We start from the raw sequence: 18,182 nt of genomic DNA on the forward strand, positions 1-18,182 counted from the left end.
TAAACAAAAAGAGATATTCGTTTCGCTTTTAAAGAAAAATAATTCAATTCAAATAATTATGAAACTCAAATTATTAATTAAAGAAAAATTGAAGTACTTTCCAATTTTGTTGCTAATGATGAGCTTTACAATTGTTACAGCTCAAAAAACAATAACAGGTACGGTACTAGATGAAACAGGGACACCATTACCCGGTGCTTCTGTTGTAGTAAAGAATACGACAAACGGAACATCTACCGATTTTGATGGTAATTTTTCGTTGAACGTAAACGACAATGCTACTACTTTGGTTATCTCCTTTGTTGGATACACTACTAAAGAAGTTGCAATTTCAGATACTATTTCAGATACTATTTCTGTTACATTGGAACCAGATGCAAGTATTTTAGATGAAGTGGTTGTGGTTGGTTACGGTACGCAAAGGAAAAGTGATTTAGTAAGTGCTGTTGCCAAAACAGATATGGCAAAAGCAGTTGCAACACCAACTTCCGATGTAACCGAAATGCTTAGAGGTAGAATATCAGGTTTAAAAGTTGACGTAGGAGGCGGTACTTTAAGACCGGGTGGAACTTCTGAAATTATTTTTAGAGGGCGTGGTTCTATTGAAGGTAACGTAAGTGGTATTTATGTGGTTGATGGAGTTGTTAGAGATGGCGGTATAGAAGACATAAATCCAGACGACATAGAGTCGATCGAATTTCTTAAAGATGCCTCTGCACAAGCTATTTACGGATCTAGAGCGGTTAATGGTGTAGTATTGGTCACCACTAAAAGAGGTAAAACGGATAAAGTGAGTGTTTCTTATCATGGTTTTGTAACCACAAAATCAATTGAAAGAAATTTTGACGTTTACAGTGGACAAGAGTTTGCACAATTAAAAAGAGAAGCCGTACGTGCTACAAATGCCAATGACGAATATTCTGACGATACTGATGTGTTTTCGGCCATTGAGTTAGAGAATATAAATAATAATAACTTTGTAGATTGGGAGGATGAGCTTGTAAAAAATGGATTTGTGAATAGTCATTCTATTGGTGTTTCTGGAGGTACTGAATTGACCAAGGTGTATGGTAGTCTAAGCTATTTTAAAGAGAACGGAATTATACCAACTTCAAGTTACGCGAGAAAAAACTTGCGTTTGAATGTAGATCAAAAAATTAGCAATAAGTTTTCCGCAACGTTTGACCTTAACTTGTTAAATGATGACACGGAAAGAGCGGCAAATGTAAATGTGATAACTGTTTCACCTTTAGGAAATGCATACAATCCAGATGGTAGTGTTACAAGATACCCTAGTGGAGAGGAGTTATCAGCAACCAATCCGTTATGGAATTTACGCGAACAGGATCATGATGAAAAAGGAAATGATTTTGTTGTAACGGTTATCCCGAAATATCAAATTACAGAAAATTTGCAATACCAATTAAAAGCTTCTATGACAAGAAAAAATTCTGAGAGAGGTCAGTACCAATCTTCGTTGAGTTCCGCAGGTAATACAGATAGGGGGATCGCAAGAATTGATAATCAATTAAGAGAAGCATTTTTAATTGAAAATATTTTAACTTACGATTGGGATATAAACGATAATAACAAATTTAATATAACCTTGGTACAAGCGGCAGATGAAAATAAATACTCAAGAACATTTACCGAGGGTAGAGGATTCCCAAATGAGAGCTTAGGGTATGATGGAATTACAAATGCCATAGGAAATGTTTCTGTAGAGCGTGATAAGACAAAAATAAGAACGGCTTCTTTTATGGGTAGAGCACGTTACAATTTACTGAACAAATATTTGTTTACCGCAACCTACAGAGCTGATGGGTCATCGGTTAACGCTGCTGATTTTAAATGGACGTACAACCCAGCAGCAGCATTTGCTTGGAAATTACATAACGAAAGCTTTTTAGAAGATGCGGGTGCTATACAGGAGTTAAAATTGAGAGTGAGTTACGGTTCGTTGGCAAATGCACTAAAAAGACCTTATACTTCACTGTTTACCGCAGACGGACAGAATTATATTTTTGATGGCGAATCCGCATCTGGATATTCTCCCTCTGTAGTATTGCCAAACACAAATTTAAAGCACGAAACCATTACAACACTTAACTTTGGTTTAGACTTTTCTATTTTTAAAAGATTTTTGACAGGTAGTGTTGAGTATTACGACTCTAAAACCAAAGATTTATTGTTGAGAAGAGGAGTCCCGTCTATTACAGGATATCAATTTACCTACTTTAATGCTGGAGAGTTGCAAAATAAAGGTATTGAATTGAGCTTAACAGCAAATCTTTTCAATACTGAAGATTTTAGTTGGTCAGTATCTACTAATTGGTCAAACAACAAAAATAAGTTGACTGAGCTTTACAATGATGGTTCGGGCCAACCAGTTCTTGAAGATGATGCTTACAACTACTATGTTGGTCAACCCATAGGTGTTATTAGACAATATAAATTTGATGGTATTTGGCAAGCAGGTGATGATTTTGCTAATGCTCCACAAGCAAATCCTGAATCTACAGTTACACAAGACAATCTTAGACCAGGCGATATAAGAATCAGTGATGTTAATGGTGATGGAAAAATAACTCAAGAAGATGATCGTGTATTTATTGACCCAAATCCAGATTGGTTCGGTTCATTGTCCACAAACATCTCTTACAAAGGATTTGATTTGTTAGTTGATTTTTATGCAGTGGAAGGAGCTACAAAACGTAATCCATTTTTATCAGATTTTAACAATGGGGGTACGTTACAAGGGAAAAATAATGGTGTAAAAGTACCATACTATACACCAGAAAATCCTTCTACAACTTTTCCTAGACCAAACTTTGATGCACCACCTCAATACATAGGAGCCTTAGCAGTAAAAGATGCCTCATATATCAGGCTTAGAACAATAAGTTTAGGGTATAACTTACCAGAGTCATTGACCTCTAAATTGAATATGAATCAAATTCGTTTTTATGTTACAGGTACTAACCTATTTACCGAAACGGATTATATCGGTTATAGTCCAGAAGTAAATATTAGAAACACCTTCTCTAATGCAGATACAGGTTATCCAGACGCTACTAGTTATACGTTTGGGGTAAAAGTTAATTTATAACAAAAAAAGATATTATGAACACAAAATATTTTTATAAAAAAGTAAAAGGTAGTTTGCTAATTGTAATGGCAATCTTTTTCGCAACATCATGCGAAGAATACCTGCAAGAGCAACCAGGTACGCTCATCGATTCGAATTATATATACACTACCGAAGAAGGGTTAAAATCTGGAGTAGTAAGTTTATATGAATTCAATAGATATCGTTACGATACTAATGTTCAAGATTGGATGGGAGGCGTAGTAATACCCTCTAGAAGTGATTTGACATTTGCTAGAACGGGTTATACAGGCTTGATCGGCAGATACGAAAGAGCTGTATCACCAATAGATTTAGGGTCTAATTTTATTTCAAGATTATTCTGGAAGAACTTCTATAGAATTACAAATAAAGCAACGGACATTATTAACGCAGCTGAGGTTGCTGAAGGTATAGATGAAGAAGCTAGAAATCAAATTATAGCTGAGGCTAAGTTCTTTAGAGCTAACTCTTACTTTTACTTATACAGAATGTACAATAACATTTATGTAACCACAAAATCAGTAACTGTTGATAATGCTTTTGATGTTATTCAAGACAAATCATCTAAAGAGGAAATTTTCGCATTATTAAATAGTGATTTAAACTTTGCTATAGAACATCTAAACTGGACAGATAAATTTGGACGTGTTACTAAAGGTACTGCAAAGCATGTTAAGGCTAAAGTAGCTATGTGGGAAGGTAATTGGGAAGAGGCAAAAACACAGGCGTTAGGTGTAATTGAAGACCCAGAAAGCCCGCACAGTTTGCTTGCATCAACAGCAGATGTGTTTAAAGGAGATAGAAACCATTCAGAACAATTATTTGTGGTTCAATCTCAAGATGATGTATTAGGTGGGGGAAGTGGAACTATGCTCAACGCGAATTTTACAACGCAGTATTTTCAAATATCAGGAATCGTAGCAGATGTTGAGCAAGGCGGTAGAGGTTTTTCTCGTGTTTTACCGAATAGATATTTATTAGATCTTTTAGCTGAAGATGAAAATGATACAAGAGATGACAATACGTATTTTAGATTACACTATTTTTATAATGATGTTGATAAAGTACCAGCAGGTAAAAATGTAGGTGATACCATTGAAATTTACAAACCTATAACTGAGGAAAATCCCAATGGTGTTCAATACAAAAATTATTACAAAAGATTGCACCCATCTACATTAAAATATGCCCAAGAAGATGACGACCCTAACTCTTATATACAGCGTAGCAATATTTTAGTATATAGATTGGCGGAAACGTATCTTATCGCTGCAGAAGCCATAATGAGGTCAGGAAATGGCGATCCTTTACCTTATATTAATGCTATTAGACAAAGAGCAGGTGCTGCTGATTTAGAAAGTGTAGATGAGCAGGCAATTTTAGATGAACGTGCACGCGAATTAGCTTTTGAAGGCCAACGTTGGTTTACCTTAAAAAGAATGGGGCAAGATGTAATTAACCGTCAAATGAGAAGTTATGCTGGTGATGGCGAATATTACCCTGCGTTTTTCGGAGGAGCAAAAGATTCACGTGAAAATTGGAAAGATCATTATATCAATTTTGCAATTTTTCAGAATGATTTAGATTTATTTGGTCCAAATTATCCTCAAAATGATGGTTATTAATTATACTATAAAATATTTTCATAATTAAGTTTTAGAGTTTAAGTTAGTAAGTTAAAAATCTAAGGGTAATGAATCAGCCCTTAGATTTTTTTGTTAATTTTAATCATCATTAAATTCGTGTAATTATCAAACACTTAACAAGATGCGGTTATTATTTATTATATTAGTTCTTACAAGTCTAATAGCGTGTAACAATAATTTGAAAGATAGCATTGAATTTTCGGATAATGTTGTAGTTGCCCATCGAGGTGCGTTTAAAGCCAAAGAGCTTCCAGAAAACTCAATCGCCGCCTTAAAACACGCTATCGAACTGGGCTGTACGGGTTCAGAGTTTGATGTGCACATGACCGCTGATAGTGTTCCCGTGGTTTATCACGATGCCGATTACAACGGTTTTATCATCAAAGAATCTACTTACGAAGCCTTATCTAAATTTAAACTATCCAATGGAGAAGTTTTACCAACGTTAAGAGATTATCTACTTGCGGGAATGGAAAACAATACTACCACAGGTTTGGTTCTTGAAATTAAACCAACAAAAGATAAAGAGCACAATATTAAAATGACTGAGAAAGTACTGGCATTGGTTAAACAACTTAATGCTGAACCTTACCTGCACTCTTATATTAGTTTTGGTTATGACATTCTAAAAAAAATCGTGGAGCTAAATCCGACTGCTAAAACACAATATTTAAATGGTTCTAAATCGCCACAGGAATTAAAGAATGATGGAATAAGCGGATTGGACTATCATTTTAATGTCTTTAAAAAGAATCCACATTGGATAAACGAAGCCAAAGAATTAGGATTAACACTTAATGCTTGGACAGTAAATAAACAAGAAGACTTAGATTGGTTATTGGCCAATGAGTTTGACTATATTACCACCAACGAGCCAGAATTGCTATTTGAAAGAATCAAAGAGAGTCCAACCAATTACAGTTATAGTTTAGTTTGGAGCGATGAGTTTAACTATAAAGGGAAGCCCGATAGCACAAAATGGGGTTATGCTTATGGTTTTATTGCCAACCAAGAGGAACAGTATTATACCGATAGTTTAAAAAACGCGAGGGTAGAAAACGGAAATTTGATAATAGAAACCCATAAAGAAACAATTGCCAACAAAGATTATAACAACCCTGAACTTTTAAAGAAAAGCTGGATGAAGTATGCTGCCGAGCGTAAAACGGCCAATTATACCTCAGCCAGATTAACAACCAGAGAACGTGCATCATGGAAATATGGTCGTATTGAAGTGCGGGCAAAATTACCAAAAGGTGTGGGTATGTGGCCCGCCATTTGGATGTTAGGTGAAAATAAGGAAGAAGTCGGCTGGCCGGAATCTGGTGAAATTGACATTATGGAACACGTTGGTTTTGATAGTGATTCCATTTTTGGAACAGTACATACCCTTGCTTACAATCACAATAAAAATACGGAACAGGGCAAAAGTACTTTTATTGACAAACCCTATGACAAATTCCACATATTTGCATTGGAATGGACACCTGAAAAAATGGATTTTATTCTAAATGATGAGGTTTACAATACCTTTAAAAATGAAAACAAAACCACTGCCGAATGGCCTTTTGATCAGAAGTTTTACTTGATTTTAAATGTCGCTGTGGGAGGCATGTTAGGGGGTCAACAGGGAATAGATGACAGTATTTTTCCACAGCAAATGGTAGTGGATTATGTAAGAGTGTTTCAACAAAAAAAATAAATTTGAGAACATGAAAAAAATTCTTTCTTCATTAATAGTACTACTATTCTTTTCTTCAGTTTACGGTCAAAACTTAAAAGTGATGACTTATAACATTCGGTTAGATGTAGCCTCTGACGGTGAAAACGCCTGGGAGCATAGAAAAGAGTTTCTAACAAATCAGGTTTTGTTTTTTAATCCTGACGTTATGGGAATTCAAGAAGGGTTACCTACTCAAGTAAAATATATAAAAGAGAAATGGACCGATTACAAAATGATTGGTCATGGTCGAGATGGCGGAGACAATGGAGAATATTCAGCTATTTTTTATAATACAAATAAAGTAAAAGTAGAAAAAGACAGTACGTTTTGGTTATCAGAAACACCAGAAAAGCACTCAAAAAGTTGGGATGCTGCCATAGAAAGAATTTGTACTTATGGATTGTTTACTGATTTAGAGTCGTTGGAGAAAGTATGGATTGTAAACACACATTTAGATCATGTTGGGCAACAATCTAGAGTTAATAGTATGAAGCTCATAGAAGAACATATTAAGATAATAAATTCCGAAAATTATCCGGTTATTATTATGGGAGACCTCAATGTGGAACCGGATAATGAATTAATATCCAATTTAAAACAAGATTATGTTGATACAAAAGCAGCAAGCAAACTTAAATTTGGTCCAACAGGTACGTTTAACGGTTTTAATTTTAATAAAGCTGTAAAAAGAAGAATCGATTATATTTTTGTGTCTAAATCTCCTGAAATCAAAGTCAAAAAATATGCAGTCTTAAGCGATTCCAAAGACTTAAAATATCCATCCGACCATTTGCCTGTTTTTGTACAGCTAAGATTAAAATGATCAATTATGAAAAAAATAGCCTTTTTATTAATTATACTAACGAGCGTATTTGCTTGTAAAAAAGCTGATAAAGAAGTTCAAGTAGAGCAAAAACCCAATGTACTGTTAATTGTTGTTGACGACCAAGGTTATGCTGATTTTGAACCTTTTGAAAATCACGATGCGGCTATTAGTACTCCAAATATGAAAAGACTGGCAGAATCAGGCACCATTTTTACCCAAGCCTATACTACTGCACCAGTTTGTAGTCCTTCTAGGGTAGGTATGTTAACAGGTAAAAATCAATTTAGATGGGATAAACCCGCAAGTTGGGGTCCTGGTTTGCCCGATTCGGTAAAAACCATAGCCGAATATTTAAAAGGTGCAGGCTATGCAACGGCTAGAATTGGTAAAAACGACCTCGGAAGAAACTTTCACAGAAATGATGTTAGGGAATACCCTTTAAAACATGGTTATGATGAATTTTTAGGTTTTAGTGCTCACGCACATGATTATTGGCTGCTTTCTAAGGACATTAAAGATAGAACACCAGACCCAAGCGGCACAAGTGCAGTATTAGGGCCTTTAATGCACAACAACGGAGAAAAAAGTTATGATGAAGGCTATTTAACGGATATTTTAACGGATGAAGCAATAAACTACATCAGTAAACGAAAAGAAAATCCGTTTTTTCTTACACTTTCTTACAGTGCAGTACATCATTTAATACATGAAGTGCCTCAAAAATATTTAGATAAATATGATGTAAGACCCATCCCTAATTACGATCCTGATAGTTTATTGGAATACGGAAAGCACAAACCGGGATCGTATTCAGCATATTATGATAAATATTCGCGGTTGGGAGCCATTCAGGATGAAGATTTACGCAAGTATTATTTAGCAAACCTTAATAGTTTAGACGATAATATTGGTAAGGTATTAGACGCATTAAAAGCAGAGAATTTAGAAAAGGAAACTATCGTAATTTTTATTTCTGACAATGGAGGTTCGCCGTTAACAGGTGCTAATAACAGTCCGCTTACCGGAGGTAAATACTCGCTTTGGGAAGGAGGCATCCGCGTACCAATGGCTATTCGGTTTCCTGGAAAAATTGAGGCTAACGCAAAAGAAACTCAATATGTATCTGCGTTGGACATTATGCCGACGGTATTAAATTATATTGGCGTAAAAACAAATGACAATACCATAGACGGTATAAACTTGATGAAACCACAAAAAGACCGTTTATTGGTGTGGAAATGGCAGAAAACTTGGGCGGTTAGAAAAGGAGACTGGAAGTTGACCAATTCTAACGAAAACCATTGGAAAAGTAGACCTTACAACCAATATATTAAACCCATAGCTAATAATTTTGAACTAAAACTTTTTAACATCACTAACGACCCTGGAGAACGTATTAACCTAGCTGAAAAACACCCTGAAATGGTTAAAGAATTAGAAAAAGAGTATCAAGATTGGTGTGCTAATAATATTGGTAAATTTTAGGATTGGCTTTCGCCCGCCCCTATTAATTCCAGTTCTGCAATTATAACTGCCCGCCTTTGCAAGCCAGATGTCTTAAAATAACAAAACCTGCTCAAGTAAACTTGGCAGGTTTTTTATCTTCTAACCCACAACGCAGTTGTGAGTGATCGTGGAGATGGAGGGACTCGAACCCTCGTCCAAACAAGCAACTAAAGTGCTTTCTACATGTATAGTTTCCGATTGGTTTTCGACTAAAAGCTGACCGAAAACAGCCTACTTTTAGCTTAGCTTCTTTAATTTCGAAATACTACCGAAGCCTAGTATTTCTATGTCAATTTTTACGATGTCTCAATCCCGATAGCTATCGAGGAGAACGCCATTAACAAAGGCTTTCAGGAGACATAAAGCTTCTCTACCTTGTAGAGACGAGGCTAAATCCTACTATAATTCAGATTATGCAGCTAAAGCGTAGTTATTCTCGCCGTTTAAAGTGTTGAAATTGAGTTTTACGAGTGCTATTTCATTGCTCGACATGCTTACAGTTTAACTGACCTTGCTGTCAAAACCAGTCATCCCCATTATTTTAAAGAACTTTGCAAAGGTACATAATATTTTAAAATCAAAACTTGTTAAATACCTTATTTCATAATACCTTGCAACAAATTTTATACCAAAACCCTATTTATGAAATTTGCCCTGATTAAAGAACGTAAAAACCCACCAGACCGCCGTGTAGTATTGTCGCCAAATGCCTGTCAAAAGTTAGTAGAAGAGTTCTCAAATGCTGAGTTAACCGTTGAATCTTCAGCTATTAGAGTTTTTAAAGACGAAGAGTATAAGGATTTTGGGATTGAAGTAACAGAAGATATTTCGGATTGTGATGTGCTGTTGGGCGTAAAAGAAGTTCCTATTGACAGTTTAATAGCTAATAAATCCTATTTTTTCTTTTCGCATACCATTAAAAAGCAACCTTACAACAGAGATTTATTAAGAGCGATGCTCGATAAGAATATCACGTTTTATGACCATGAAACCATTACCAATAGTAACGGTAATAGATTAATAGGTTTTGGCTATTATGCTGGTGTTGTAGGGGCTTACAATGCTTTTAGAGCCTACGGATTAAAATTTGGCGGTATGGACTTGCCCAAAGCCAATGATTTAAAGAACGGTATAGAATTAGAGAAAGAACTGAACAAAATTAAGGTACCAGCAATTAAAATTGTAGTAACAGGTAAGGGTAAGGTAGGTACTGGAGTTCGGGAAATTTTAGAGATATTAAAGATTAGAGAAGTCTCGGTCAATGATTATTTAAAAAAAGAATTTGACGAACCCGTTTACGTTCAATTAGATGTATTAGATTATAATAAGCGAAAAGATGGAAAACAACTTGACAAGTATGATTTTTTCGAAAATGCATCAGAATACAAGTCAACCTTTATGCGTTTCGCCAAGGTAAGTGATGTCTATATTGCTGCACATTTTTACGGAGAAGGAGCACCTTTTATCATCACCCATAGAAACACAAAATCAGTTAATTTTAATATTAAAGTAATTGCAGATATTAGTTGCGATATTGATGGGCCGGTAGCACCAACGATAAGACCCTCTACAATTGCCAACCCTGTTTATGGCTATAATCCGGAAACCAGTCAAGAAATAGATTTTAAAGACGATAAAGCCATTGTGGTTATGGCAGTTGATAATTTGCCCTGCGAGTTGCCCGATAACGCTAGTCGAGGATTTGGATCTATGTTTCTAAAAGATGTGATTCCCGCATTCTATAATAATGATAAGGATGGCGTTTTACAACGAGCTAAAATTACAGAGGGAGGTAAACTGACCAAAAATTTCAAATATTTGCAAGATTATGTGGATGGTAAGGAGTAAGAAAGTTAAATATTTATAAATGTGTCACCTCGAGCGGAGTCGAGAGGTTATTACTTTGACGCTTAATTAGGTCTCGACTCCGCTCGACCTGACATCCTCTTTGCACAAAGTTATCTCGAAATTAATATGCAAGACAAACAATTTCTCATAGACTTAGCCCATACCAAAATGCCCTATGGTAAATTTAAAGGCAGAGATCTTATCGATTTACCAGAAAATTATATCGTATGGTACCATACTAAAGGCTTCCCAAAAGGTAAACTGGGCATGATGTTGGGCTTGGTGTATGAACTAAAACTAAACGGTTTGGAGCATTTGGTTAGAGAGATTAAAAGACGAGAAGAATAATGTTAATAGCATTAAATTTTTGTTAAATCACTGTAATTCTTAAAATTAAAGCCTAAAAGTTTTACCTTTAGAAGATAATAAAACTAAATCTTAAAACTATGAGTACACAAAAAGTAGCCAATAGATTGGTCGAGCTAATGCGACAGGGCGATGGTATGACCGCGATTAACGAACTTTATGCCGATAACATCGTAAGCAAAGAAATGCCTGGTTTTCCAGGAGAAGTAACTTCAGGTAAAGAAGCCGTTACCCAAAAAAGTATGGAGTGGTTTAACAATGTACAAGAATTTCATAAAGGTGAAATTTCCGATCCGCAAGTGGCAGGAAACCATTTTTCATGCACAATGAATTTTGATGTTACTTTTAAAGATAAAGGCAGACAGCAAATGGAAGAAATTTGTGTTTACGAAGTTAATGATGGCAAAATTGTTAATGAACAATTTTTTTATGCCATGCCTTAGCTTAGGCTGTGATACAATAAAAAAGCAATGATTGAATTCATTGCTTTTTTATTATATCAACTTCTTTATTATCTGCTCGTATTAATTTTAACAATAAAAATCCGAATAAAAATAGTATTCCATATCCAAACGTTACGCCCCATGTGGCGGGATGTGATAGCGGGTTAACGATTCTATCAATAATATCTATTAACAGTAATTTTGGGTTTGAAATAATGTCCCAGCTATTCCATCTTAAAAACCTACCCAAATAAATGCCAAATCCCGAAAGTAATAGTGTGGAAATAGTTATAAACCAAGTCAATTTTAAGGAGACCTTAGTTAAAAGATGTTTATGCATATCATAAACAGATAGGTAGAACAGCAATAAACCATTTAACGCAAAAGAAAATATTAACAATAGGTCAAACCATATTGGCACATTTGCTCGTTGCTTCAGGTGAAAAATATCAGTAATAATATAAGAGGCATTTGGTAAAAACAACAGCCAAACTATAAAGACTAGTACAAAGCTGATTGTTTTTAATTTTACCTTTTTAATTGTGTTAGTAATACAATAAGGGATATAGGCCAAAATCAAATTCCACACTAAGAATAGATAAAAGTAGGATGACGTAAACCATCCACGAAAGATTACTAGAGCTAGGCAATAACCTGAGAATAGCAACAGCAACAGTTGTAATTTTTTATGAGAACTAGTTTTCATTTTTGTTCAGGTTTAAAAAACCATGTCCAAGCAAACATGGCGGTTATATAGGCAATACCAAATAGTAAGGAGCCAATTATAAAATCAGTCATTAGGATTACGATAATGCAAATAGTAAAAAAAGAGATTGAATAAAACGGAAAGTATTTTCTGAATTTTACGATCAACGCCTCTTTAGGGGGTATATAGTAGAACGGTAAAACAGTTAGGAGAATAGCAAGTATGCTTACAATAAATGTAATTATGGAAACAATCAAAAAAGCGGGTAAAATTTCCACAATTATTATTGGGGTCTCTTCCAGAGTAAATATTCCAAATACAAATAATGCAGAGGCCAATATGGCTGATTTAAACGCCGTTGTAAGTATTTTTGAAAGCACATTCATTTCTTATATTTTAGATTATCAAAAACTAATTCTTGCCAATTATTACTTTCCAATTTTTTACAGTATTGATCGTACTTGTTTTTAATTTTATTCTGAGCGGTTAAGGAGGGTTTATCCTGAGCGTTTTCAACAATGTTTTTAAGCAGAAAAGTATTATTATCAGAAAGATTTGCCAAATAATCATAATCAGTATTATGAGCGTATTTGGTGTTGTATTTAGTGATTAATTTATCCCAATTAATTGTAGTTGAAATCAGTAGTATGACAAAGCCTATGCTGACATTTCTTCGGCATAAAAACCAGAAATTTAATGTGGCATATACTTTAATAAAGGTGGTTATTAAACCGATCAGCGACAATAATAAATACACAAAAACACCGATTCTTTTATACGTTAAACCGTGGAAGCTAACATAAATGAAGTTTTTATAGGTCGTAACAAGAATGAGAATTATGTTTAAGACAATCCAAAGTACCGTTAGTACTTTTAAGTTTTTATTTTCCTTATAAAAATTAAGATTGCTTCTAAAGAAATAGAGTATGATTATTATAGCAAATACAATTGATGTAATTAATGCATAAATACCTTCATGTACCGTTTTAGAAAGTTCTGGAGCGTTTAAATCCGTCAATCTTGATAAATAGATAACGTCGGTTATCAAGAAAAACACGAGTAGCACATTCAATAGCACGATCAGGACCGTTCCCAATTGGTTTTCTTGTTTTAGAATTTCATCGGACTGAGGTTTTAACCGCTCTTTAATGAGTTTGTTGCCTATTTTCAGGTCGAATTCTGTAACATTTTCAATGACAATAGGATTTGAGATATTTAGCAGCAAAAAATACCCCATTATTGTAAATAGTACCCATTGTAAATTGATAAAGCTGAAATCGATTTTATTGATAATTTCATTAAAATATGGATTGGCACTACGGTATAAAATCACAAATATTAAAAGTACAATTATCGGAATTCCAACCATTTTCAACCAATAAATATAATTGATGGTTTTCTTTTTTACCGCCTTGGTTTCTAGAGATAATCGTTCATAGTACAATGTAAAACCAGATGCAATTGAAGAGAAAAAGCCATTTAGCAATTGAATATAAACTGAAGATTTATGTTCACTAATTATTCCCAAAAGGTAAAAGAATGCAATAACGGCAGTAAAAATACTCAGTGTTGAATTGTAAATAAACACGAATAGAGCCATGATTAAGTATAAAAACCCGGCTAAGAGCACTTTTTTATTTTTGAACCTTTTGGCATTAAAAAGGCCAAGTAATGTAATTGTAGTTAGAGAAAACAGCAAAAAATTTAGTCCGACATCTTGTTTAAAAAACAATAGACTAAAAATTAAAGAACCAAGGAGTAATAAAATGTTTTTGTTCATGATTTGAATATTTAAAAGCACTTTGTATTTCAAAGTAATGATATAAAAAAATTAGGATTTATTATTAATAATACGCTCTAAAGCGGTTAAATGTTTTTTAAATTCTAATGTTCCTAAATGGGTGGCATTATATTTAGTGTTCGTTTTTTTACCTATAAACGATTTTCTTATTTTAATATAATTTGCTTTCTCTAAAGCCTTAATATGACTCGCCAAATTACCATCAGTAACTTCTAGCAACTCTTTTAAGGAATTAAAATCCAATGTTTCGTTAACCATTAAAGCAGACATTATACCAAGCCTAACCCTATGGTCAAAAAGTTTGTTTATATTTTTTATAAGACCTTTCACGTATTATATTACTTTCTCTCCATTTTAAAATACATCAATCCGCCATAAATTATATGTAAAAAGCCAAAACCTAAAACCCAAAATAATAATCCATTACCAAAAAACACTAAGGCCAATAATCCTAATAAGATTTCCAATAGCCCCAAATATTTTACTTGACTCAAAGTATATTTGCTTGCATTAATAATTGCTAATCCATAAAATATTAAAGCGGCAGGAGCTGCAATTCCGTAAATTCCTTTTTGTACTAGAAGAAAAATAAATACTCCACCTGTAATCATAGGTATTGCAAAACTGCCCATTAGTTGACGTGATGCAGGATCCCATATTTTTTCATTGTTCTTTTTTGCTTTTTGTTTGGTTAAGAAATACGCTGATACAACTGATAAAAAGGCAACAGCCAAAGCTACACCTATTAATGTGTTTTTTAAAGAGGAAATTGTTATATAATTACTTCTTAAAGTTTCTTCATTATAATTGAAGGTATAATTGTATTCTCCCAATAGTTTATAAGCTACAAACGCTCCAATTAAAGCATAGCATCCAGCTAAAATACCTGATAGACCGCTTAGAGAAAGAAACCGTGTTGATCGGTTCATTATATCTTTAATCTCCGAAATATCTTTTAAATAATCTTTTTCGCTCATAATAAAAGTACTTTGAATTGCAAAGTTAAACTAAAACTTGAATTGTGCAAGATATTTTAGTAATTTTAAAATCATATAACTATTTTCTCACGCTATCAACCTCACATTACAGTTATGAATCCAGCTGAAAAATATATTTTAGATCAACCTGAACCTTACCGTTCTGTGTTATTGCATTTACAAGTGATTATTGAGAATACCATTACTAACGTTGATTTAAAGTATAAGTACAGAATCCCTTTTTACTATATAGGTAACCGTCCGTTTTGTTATTTGAACGTTAACATTAAAGAGCAATTTGTAGATCTTGGTTTTTGGAATGCTGCTCACTTGACTGTCAATTTAGAGTATTTAACCACTGCAAAACGGAAGACAATGAAATCTTTACGTTATAAAAACCTTGAAGAAATTGATGAGACTATTTTAATTGAAATACTTAAGGATGCATACACCGTAAAGGATAAAAAATTTTATAAATAATACGTTTTTCACTAAAAAAACAGTCTTAAAATTTATCAAAACTAAATCAAATTAAAAAATACTAATGAAAAAAAGTTTTCAACTTATCATTGTTATTAAAAATTAAAATTTATTCTAAAAGAAGTTATTTTCTGTATTAATTTTGAGAATTCAAATTATCAAATTAAAAGAAAATGTCTGTCGAAACTATCAAAACCAACCCCAAAATTTATGATTATCAAGAAGTTTTAGAGACTTCGTTAGCTTATTTTAATGGTGACGAACTCGCTGCTACCACTTGGATAAATAAGTATTGTTTAAAAGATAAAAACGGTAATTATTTAGAGAAATCGCCTGATGAGATGCACAAAAGAATGGCTGAAGAGTTTGGTAAAATTGAAGAAAAATATATCCCTACAGATAAAATAACAGACAATTTATCTACTTACGGAAAAACCAGAAAACCATTAACTACAGAGAAAATCTATCAGCTTTTTAAAGATTTTAACTATGTAATTCCACAGGGTAGTGTAATGTACGGTTTGGGCAATAAAGAGGTCATCGCTTCACTTTCAAATTGTATTGTTGTACCATCTGTTTTAGATTCTTATGGCGGTGTTTGTTATACTGATCAGCAATTAGCTCAATTGTTTAAGAGACGTTGTGGTGTAGGAGTTGACTTGTCAGAATTACGCCCTAAGGATGCACTGGTATCCAATGCAGCGGGAACCACAACAGGTGCTGTTTCTTTTATGAACCGCTTTTCAAATACCACTCGCGAAGTGGCACAGAATGGTCGCCGTGGTGCATTGATGTTGACAATGGACATTGCTCACCCCGATATTGAAGATTTTATAACCATAAAACAGGATTTGACAAAAGTTACAGGAGCAAATATTTCTATTAGATTGTCGGATGCCTTTATGAATGCGGTTTTAAACGAAGAGAAATTCACGTTACAATGGCCAATTGAGAGTACAGAACCCAAATACACCAAAGAAATTGATGCCAAAGATTTATGGGAAAAAATTATAAAATGTGCCCATAATACAGCTGAGCCTGGACTTATTTTCTGGGATAGACAACATCATTATTCAACTTCATCGGTGTATCCTGAATTTAAAAATAGTTCTACTAACCCATGTTCTGAAATTGCCATGCAAGGGGGCGACAGCTGTCGTTTAATTGCTGTGAATCTATACAGTTTTGTTGAGCATCCTTATACTAAAAAAGCAAAATTTAATTATAAAAAATTCTATGAAGTTGTTTATGAATCACAACGCTTAATGGACGATTTAGTGGATTTGGAATTGGAAGCTGCCGATAAAATTTTGGCAAAAATCGATGCCGATCCAGAACCAGATCATATCAAACGTACCGAAAGGGAAATTTGGCAACTGCTTTCCGAAACTGGTAAAAAAGGAAGAAGAACAGGGCTTGGATTTACCGCTTTGGCAGATGCTATTGCCGCATTGGGAGTTAAATTTGATACCGAAGAGGCGTTAACGGTAGTGGACAAAATCATGAAGAAAAAATTTACTGCTGAATTTGACAGTAGTATTGATATGGCCATCAACAGAGGGCAGTTTGAAGTGTTTAATAGAAATATTGAAGATACTTCAGAATTTGTGCAAATGATGAGCAGTGAATTCCCTGATTTATATGCACGAATGATGGAAAACGGACGAAGAAATATTTCTATAAGCACTGTGGCACCAACAGGCTCGCTGAGTATGTTAGCACAGGTTTCATCAGGTATTGAACCCGTATTTTTATTGTCGTATAAGCGTCGTAGAAAAGTAAATACCGGAGATGAAAATGCCAAAGTCGATTTTGTTGATGATCTGGGTGATGCTTTTGAAGAGTTTACAGTATATCACAAAAAACTAGAAACTTGGATGAATACAACGGGTAAAACCGATGTAAAAGAGAGTCCTTACGCTGGGGCTACCGCACCTGAAATCGATTGGAACAAGCGTGTTGAAATGCAGGCTTTGGTTCAAAAATACACTACACATTCCATAAGTTCTACCATAAACCTGGCTTCTGATGTTACGGTTGATAAAGTTGGTGATATTTACATTGAATCTTGGAAACAAGGCTTAAAAGGTATTACTGTATATAGAGATGGCTCAAGGAGCGGTATTCTGGTAAAAGCAGATGAACAGACCGAAAAGGAAGAAGTTTATACGGAAGAAACCTTAGTAGCCAAAAGACCTGAAAAAATTGAAGCGGAAATTATCCGATTCCATAATGAATCTGAAAAATGGTTGGCCGTAATCGGGTTGATAGACGGTAAACCTTACGAGATTTTTACAGGTAAAATGAAAGATGCTTTTAACCTTCCTCAATGGGTAGAAAAAGGTTGGGTGATAAAAAACAGGGATGAAGATGGTGTTGCCAGATACGATTTCCAATATATTGATAGTGATGGTTATAAAACCACTATTGAAGGATTGTCTAGATCATTTAACAAAGAATTCTGGAATTATGCCAAACTAATTTCTGGAGTGTTACGCCATGGAATGCCAATGCCTTATGTGGTTGATTTGATTCAGAACCTGAATTTATACGACGATCATATCAATACTTGGAAAAACGGTGTTGCAAGAGCCTTAAAACGTTTTATTCCTAAAGATGCTGAGGTAAAGGATAAAAAATGTGGTGATTGCGGCGACCCAGAAGGACTGGTTTTTGAAGAGGGTTGTTTAAAGTGTAAAAGCTGCGGGATGTCTAAGTGTGGTTGATAAA

General features: G+C 34.2%; 15 protein-coding genes and 1 other RNA gene. 10 read left to right on the forward strand and 6 right to left on the reverse strand.

Annotated elements, in window-relative coordinates:
* Nucleotides 1-58 precede the first annotated feature (58 nt).
* From U5A88_RS14790 to U5A88_RS14810, 5 genes are all read left to right on the forward strand, one after another.
* Nucleotides 59-3,109, forward strand: coding sequence for a SusC/RagA family TonB-linked outer membrane protein (locus U5A88_RS14790; protein WP_354207720.1), 3,051 nt, complete (start codon nucleotides 59-61; stop codon nucleotides 3,107-3,109).
* Nucleotides 3,110-3,123: 14 nt separating this feature from the next.
* A complete protein-coding gene (locus U5A88_RS14795) occupies nucleotides 3,124-4,755 on the forward strand; it encodes a RagB/SusD family nutrient uptake outer membrane protein (protein ID WP_354207722.1) in 1,632 nt (543 codons plus the stop codon).
* A gap of 142 nt (nucleotides 4,756-4,897) precedes the next feature.
* Nucleotides 4,898-6,478: a glycerophosphodiester phosphodiesterase family protein gene (locus U5A88_RS14800; RefSeq protein ID WP_354207724.1), complete on the forward strand. Its 1,581-nt coding sequence runs from the start codon at nucleotides 4,898-4,900 to the stop codon at nucleotides 6,476-6,478.
* A gap of 10 nt (nucleotides 6,479-6,488) precedes the next feature.
* On the forward strand, nucleotides 6,489-7,322 hold the full coding sequence (locus U5A88_RS14805) for an endonuclease/exonuclease/phosphatase family protein (protein ID WP_354207726.1): 834 nt from the start codon (nucleotides 6,489-6,491) through the stop codon (nucleotides 7,320-7,322).
* A gap of 6 nt (nucleotides 7,323-7,328) precedes the next feature.
* Nucleotides 7,329-8,810, forward strand: a complete 1,482-nt coding sequence (locus U5A88_RS14810; protein WP_354207728.1) for a sulfatase family protein — start codon at nucleotides 7,329-7,331, stop codon at nucleotides 8,808-8,810.
* A 146-nt stretch (nucleotides 8,811-8,956) separates the two neighbouring features.
* On the opposite strand, the gene ssrA is transcribed toward U5A88_RS14810, so the two are convergent.
* Nucleotides 8,957-9,366: a transfer-messenger RNA gene (ssrA, locus tag U5A88_RS14815) on the reverse strand.
* A gap of 107 nt (nucleotides 9,367-9,473) precedes the next feature.
* On the opposite strand from ssrA, the gene U5A88_RS14820 reads away from it, so the two are divergent.
* From U5A88_RS14820 to U5A88_RS14830, 3 genes are all read left to right on the forward strand, one after another.
* The gene (locus U5A88_RS14820) at nucleotides 9,474-10,679 is read left to right on the forward strand and encodes an NAD(P)-dependent oxidoreductase (protein WP_354207730.1); all 1,206 of its coding nucleotides are present in this window, start codon (nucleotides 9,474-9,476) and stop codon (nucleotides 10,677-10,679) included.
* 126 nt (nucleotides 10,680-10,805) lie between these two features.
* Entirely contained in the window at nucleotides 10,806-11,027 is a 222-nt protein-coding gene (locus U5A88_RS14825) for a DUF3820 family protein (RefSeq protein ID WP_354207732.1), read from the forward strand.
* Nucleotides 11,028-11,125: 98 nt separating this feature from the next.
* Nucleotides 11,126-11,488, forward strand: coding sequence for a nuclear transport factor 2 family protein (locus U5A88_RS14830; protein ID WP_354207733.1), 363 nt, complete (start codon nucleotides 11,126-11,128; stop codon nucleotides 11,486-11,488).
* Nucleotides 11,489-11,525: 37 nt separating this feature from the next.
* On the opposite strand, the gene U5A88_RS14835 is transcribed toward U5A88_RS14830, so the two are convergent.
* The 5 genes from U5A88_RS14835 to U5A88_RS14855 are packed head-to-tail and all read right to left on the reverse strand — an operon-like array spanning nucleotide 11,526 to nucleotide 14,972.
* Nucleotides 11,526-12,194, reverse strand: a complete 669-nt coding sequence (locus tag U5A88_RS14835; RefSeq protein ID WP_354207735.1) for a DUF1361 domain-containing protein — start codon at nucleotides 12,192-12,194, stop codon at nucleotides 11,526-11,528.
* Nucleotides 12,191-12,580: a hypothetical protein gene (locus U5A88_RS14840; protein WP_354207736.1), complete on the reverse strand. Its 390-nt coding sequence runs from the start codon at nucleotides 12,578-12,580 to the stop codon at nucleotides 12,191-12,193. The genes U5A88_RS14835 and U5A88_RS14840 overlap by 4 nt, the downstream gene beginning before the upstream one ends.
* Nucleotides 12,577-13,974, reverse strand: a complete 1,398-nt coding sequence (locus U5A88_RS14845) for a DUF4153 domain-containing protein (protein WP_354207738.1) — start codon at nucleotides 13,972-13,974, stop codon at nucleotides 12,577-12,579. Before U5A88_RS14845 ends, U5A88_RS14840 begins: the two co-directional genes overlap by 4 nt.
* Nucleotides 13,975-14,025: 51 nt before the next feature.
* Nucleotides 14,026-14,325: a winged helix-turn-helix domain-containing protein gene (locus U5A88_RS14850; RefSeq protein WP_354207740.1), complete on the reverse strand. Its 300-nt coding sequence runs from the start codon at nucleotides 14,323-14,325 to the stop codon at nucleotides 14,026-14,028.
* Nucleotides 14,326-14,333: 8 nt separating this feature from the next.
* Nucleotides 14,334-14,972 carry a hypothetical protein gene (locus U5A88_RS14855; RefSeq protein ID WP_354207742.1) on the reverse strand — a complete coding sequence of 213 codons (639 nt, stop codon included), beginning with the start codon at nucleotides 14,970-14,972 and terminating at the stop codon, nucleotides 14,334-14,336.
* Nucleotides 14,973-15,086: 114 nt separating this feature from the next.
* Between U5A88_RS14855 and U5A88_RS14860 the strand changes: the two genes are divergently transcribed.
* Together U5A88_RS14860 and U5A88_RS14865 are read left to right on the forward strand one after the other, a co-directional pair.
* Nucleotides 15,087-15,452, forward strand: a complete 366-nt coding sequence (locus U5A88_RS14860) for a DUF1801 domain-containing protein (protein WP_354207744.1) — start codon at nucleotides 15,087-15,089, stop codon at nucleotides 15,450-15,452.
* Nucleotides 15,453-15,625: 173 nt separating this feature from the next.
* Complete coding sequence (locus tag U5A88_RS14865; RefSeq protein WP_354207746.1) at nucleotides 15,626-18,178, forward strand: adenosylcobalamin-dependent ribonucleoside-diphosphate reductase; 2,553 nt, start codon at nucleotides 15,626-15,628, stop codon at nucleotides 18,176-18,178.
* The last annotated feature ends 4 nt before the right edge of the window (nucleotides 18,179-18,182 follow it).

This window comes from Aureibaculum sp. 2308TA14-22 (assembly GCF_040538665.1).
Taxonomy (GTDB): domain Bacteria; phylum Bacteroidota; class Bacteroidia; order Flavobacteriales; family Flavobacteriaceae; genus Aureibaculum.

Bases quoted from the DNA above. Each gene is read 5' to 3' on its own strand.
- U5A88_RS14790 (WP_354207720.1), top strand. From the start codon at position 59: ATGAAACTCAAATTATTAATTAAAGAAAAATTGAAGTACTTTCCAATT.
- U5A88_RS14795 (WP_354207722.1), top strand. From the start codon at position 3,124: ATGAACACAAAATATTTTTATAAAAAAGTAAAAGGTAGTTTGCTAATT.
- U5A88_RS14800 (WP_354207724.1), top strand. From the start codon at position 4,898: ATGCGGTTATTATTTATTATATTAGTTCTTACAAGTCTAATAGCGTGT.
- U5A88_RS14805 (WP_354207726.1), top strand. From the start codon at position 6,489: ATGAAAAAAATTCTTTCTTCATTAATAGTACTACTATTCTTTTCTTCA.
- U5A88_RS14810 (WP_354207728.1), top strand. From the start codon at position 7,329: ATGAAAAAAATAGCCTTTTTATTAATTATACTAACGAGCGTATTTGCT.
- U5A88_RS14820 (WP_354207730.1), top strand. From the start codon at position 9,474: ATGAAATTTGCCCTGATTAAAGAACGTAAAAACCCACCAGACCGCCGT.
- U5A88_RS14825 (WP_354207732.1), top strand. From the start codon at position 10,806: ATGCAAGACAAACAATTTCTCATAGACTTAGCCCATACCAAAATGCCC.
- U5A88_RS14830 (WP_354207733.1), top strand. From the start codon at position 11,126: ATGAGTACACAAAAAGTAGCCAATAGATTGGTCGAGCTAATGCGACAG.
- U5A88_RS14835 (WP_354207735.1), bottom strand. From the start codon at position 12,194: ATGAAAACTAGTTCTCATAAAAAATTACAACTGTTGCTGTTGCTATTC.
- U5A88_RS14840 (WP_354207736.1), bottom strand. From the start codon at position 12,580: ATGAATGTGCTTTCAAAAATACTTACAACGGCGTTTAAATCAGCCATA.
- U5A88_RS14845 (WP_354207738.1), bottom strand. From the start codon at position 13,974: ATGAACAAAAACATTTTATTACTCCTTGGTTCTTTAATTTTTAGTCTA.
- U5A88_RS14855 (WP_354207742.1), bottom strand. From the start codon at position 14,972: ATGAGCGAAAAAGATTATTTAAAAGATATTTCGGAGATTAAAGATATA.
- U5A88_RS14860 (WP_354207744.1), top strand. From the start codon at position 15,087: ATGAATCCAGCTGAAAAATATATTTTAGATCAACCTGAACCTTACCGT.
- U5A88_RS14865 (WP_354207746.1), top strand. From the start codon at position 15,626: ATGTCTGTCGAAACTATCAAAACCAACCCCAAAATTTATGATTATCAA.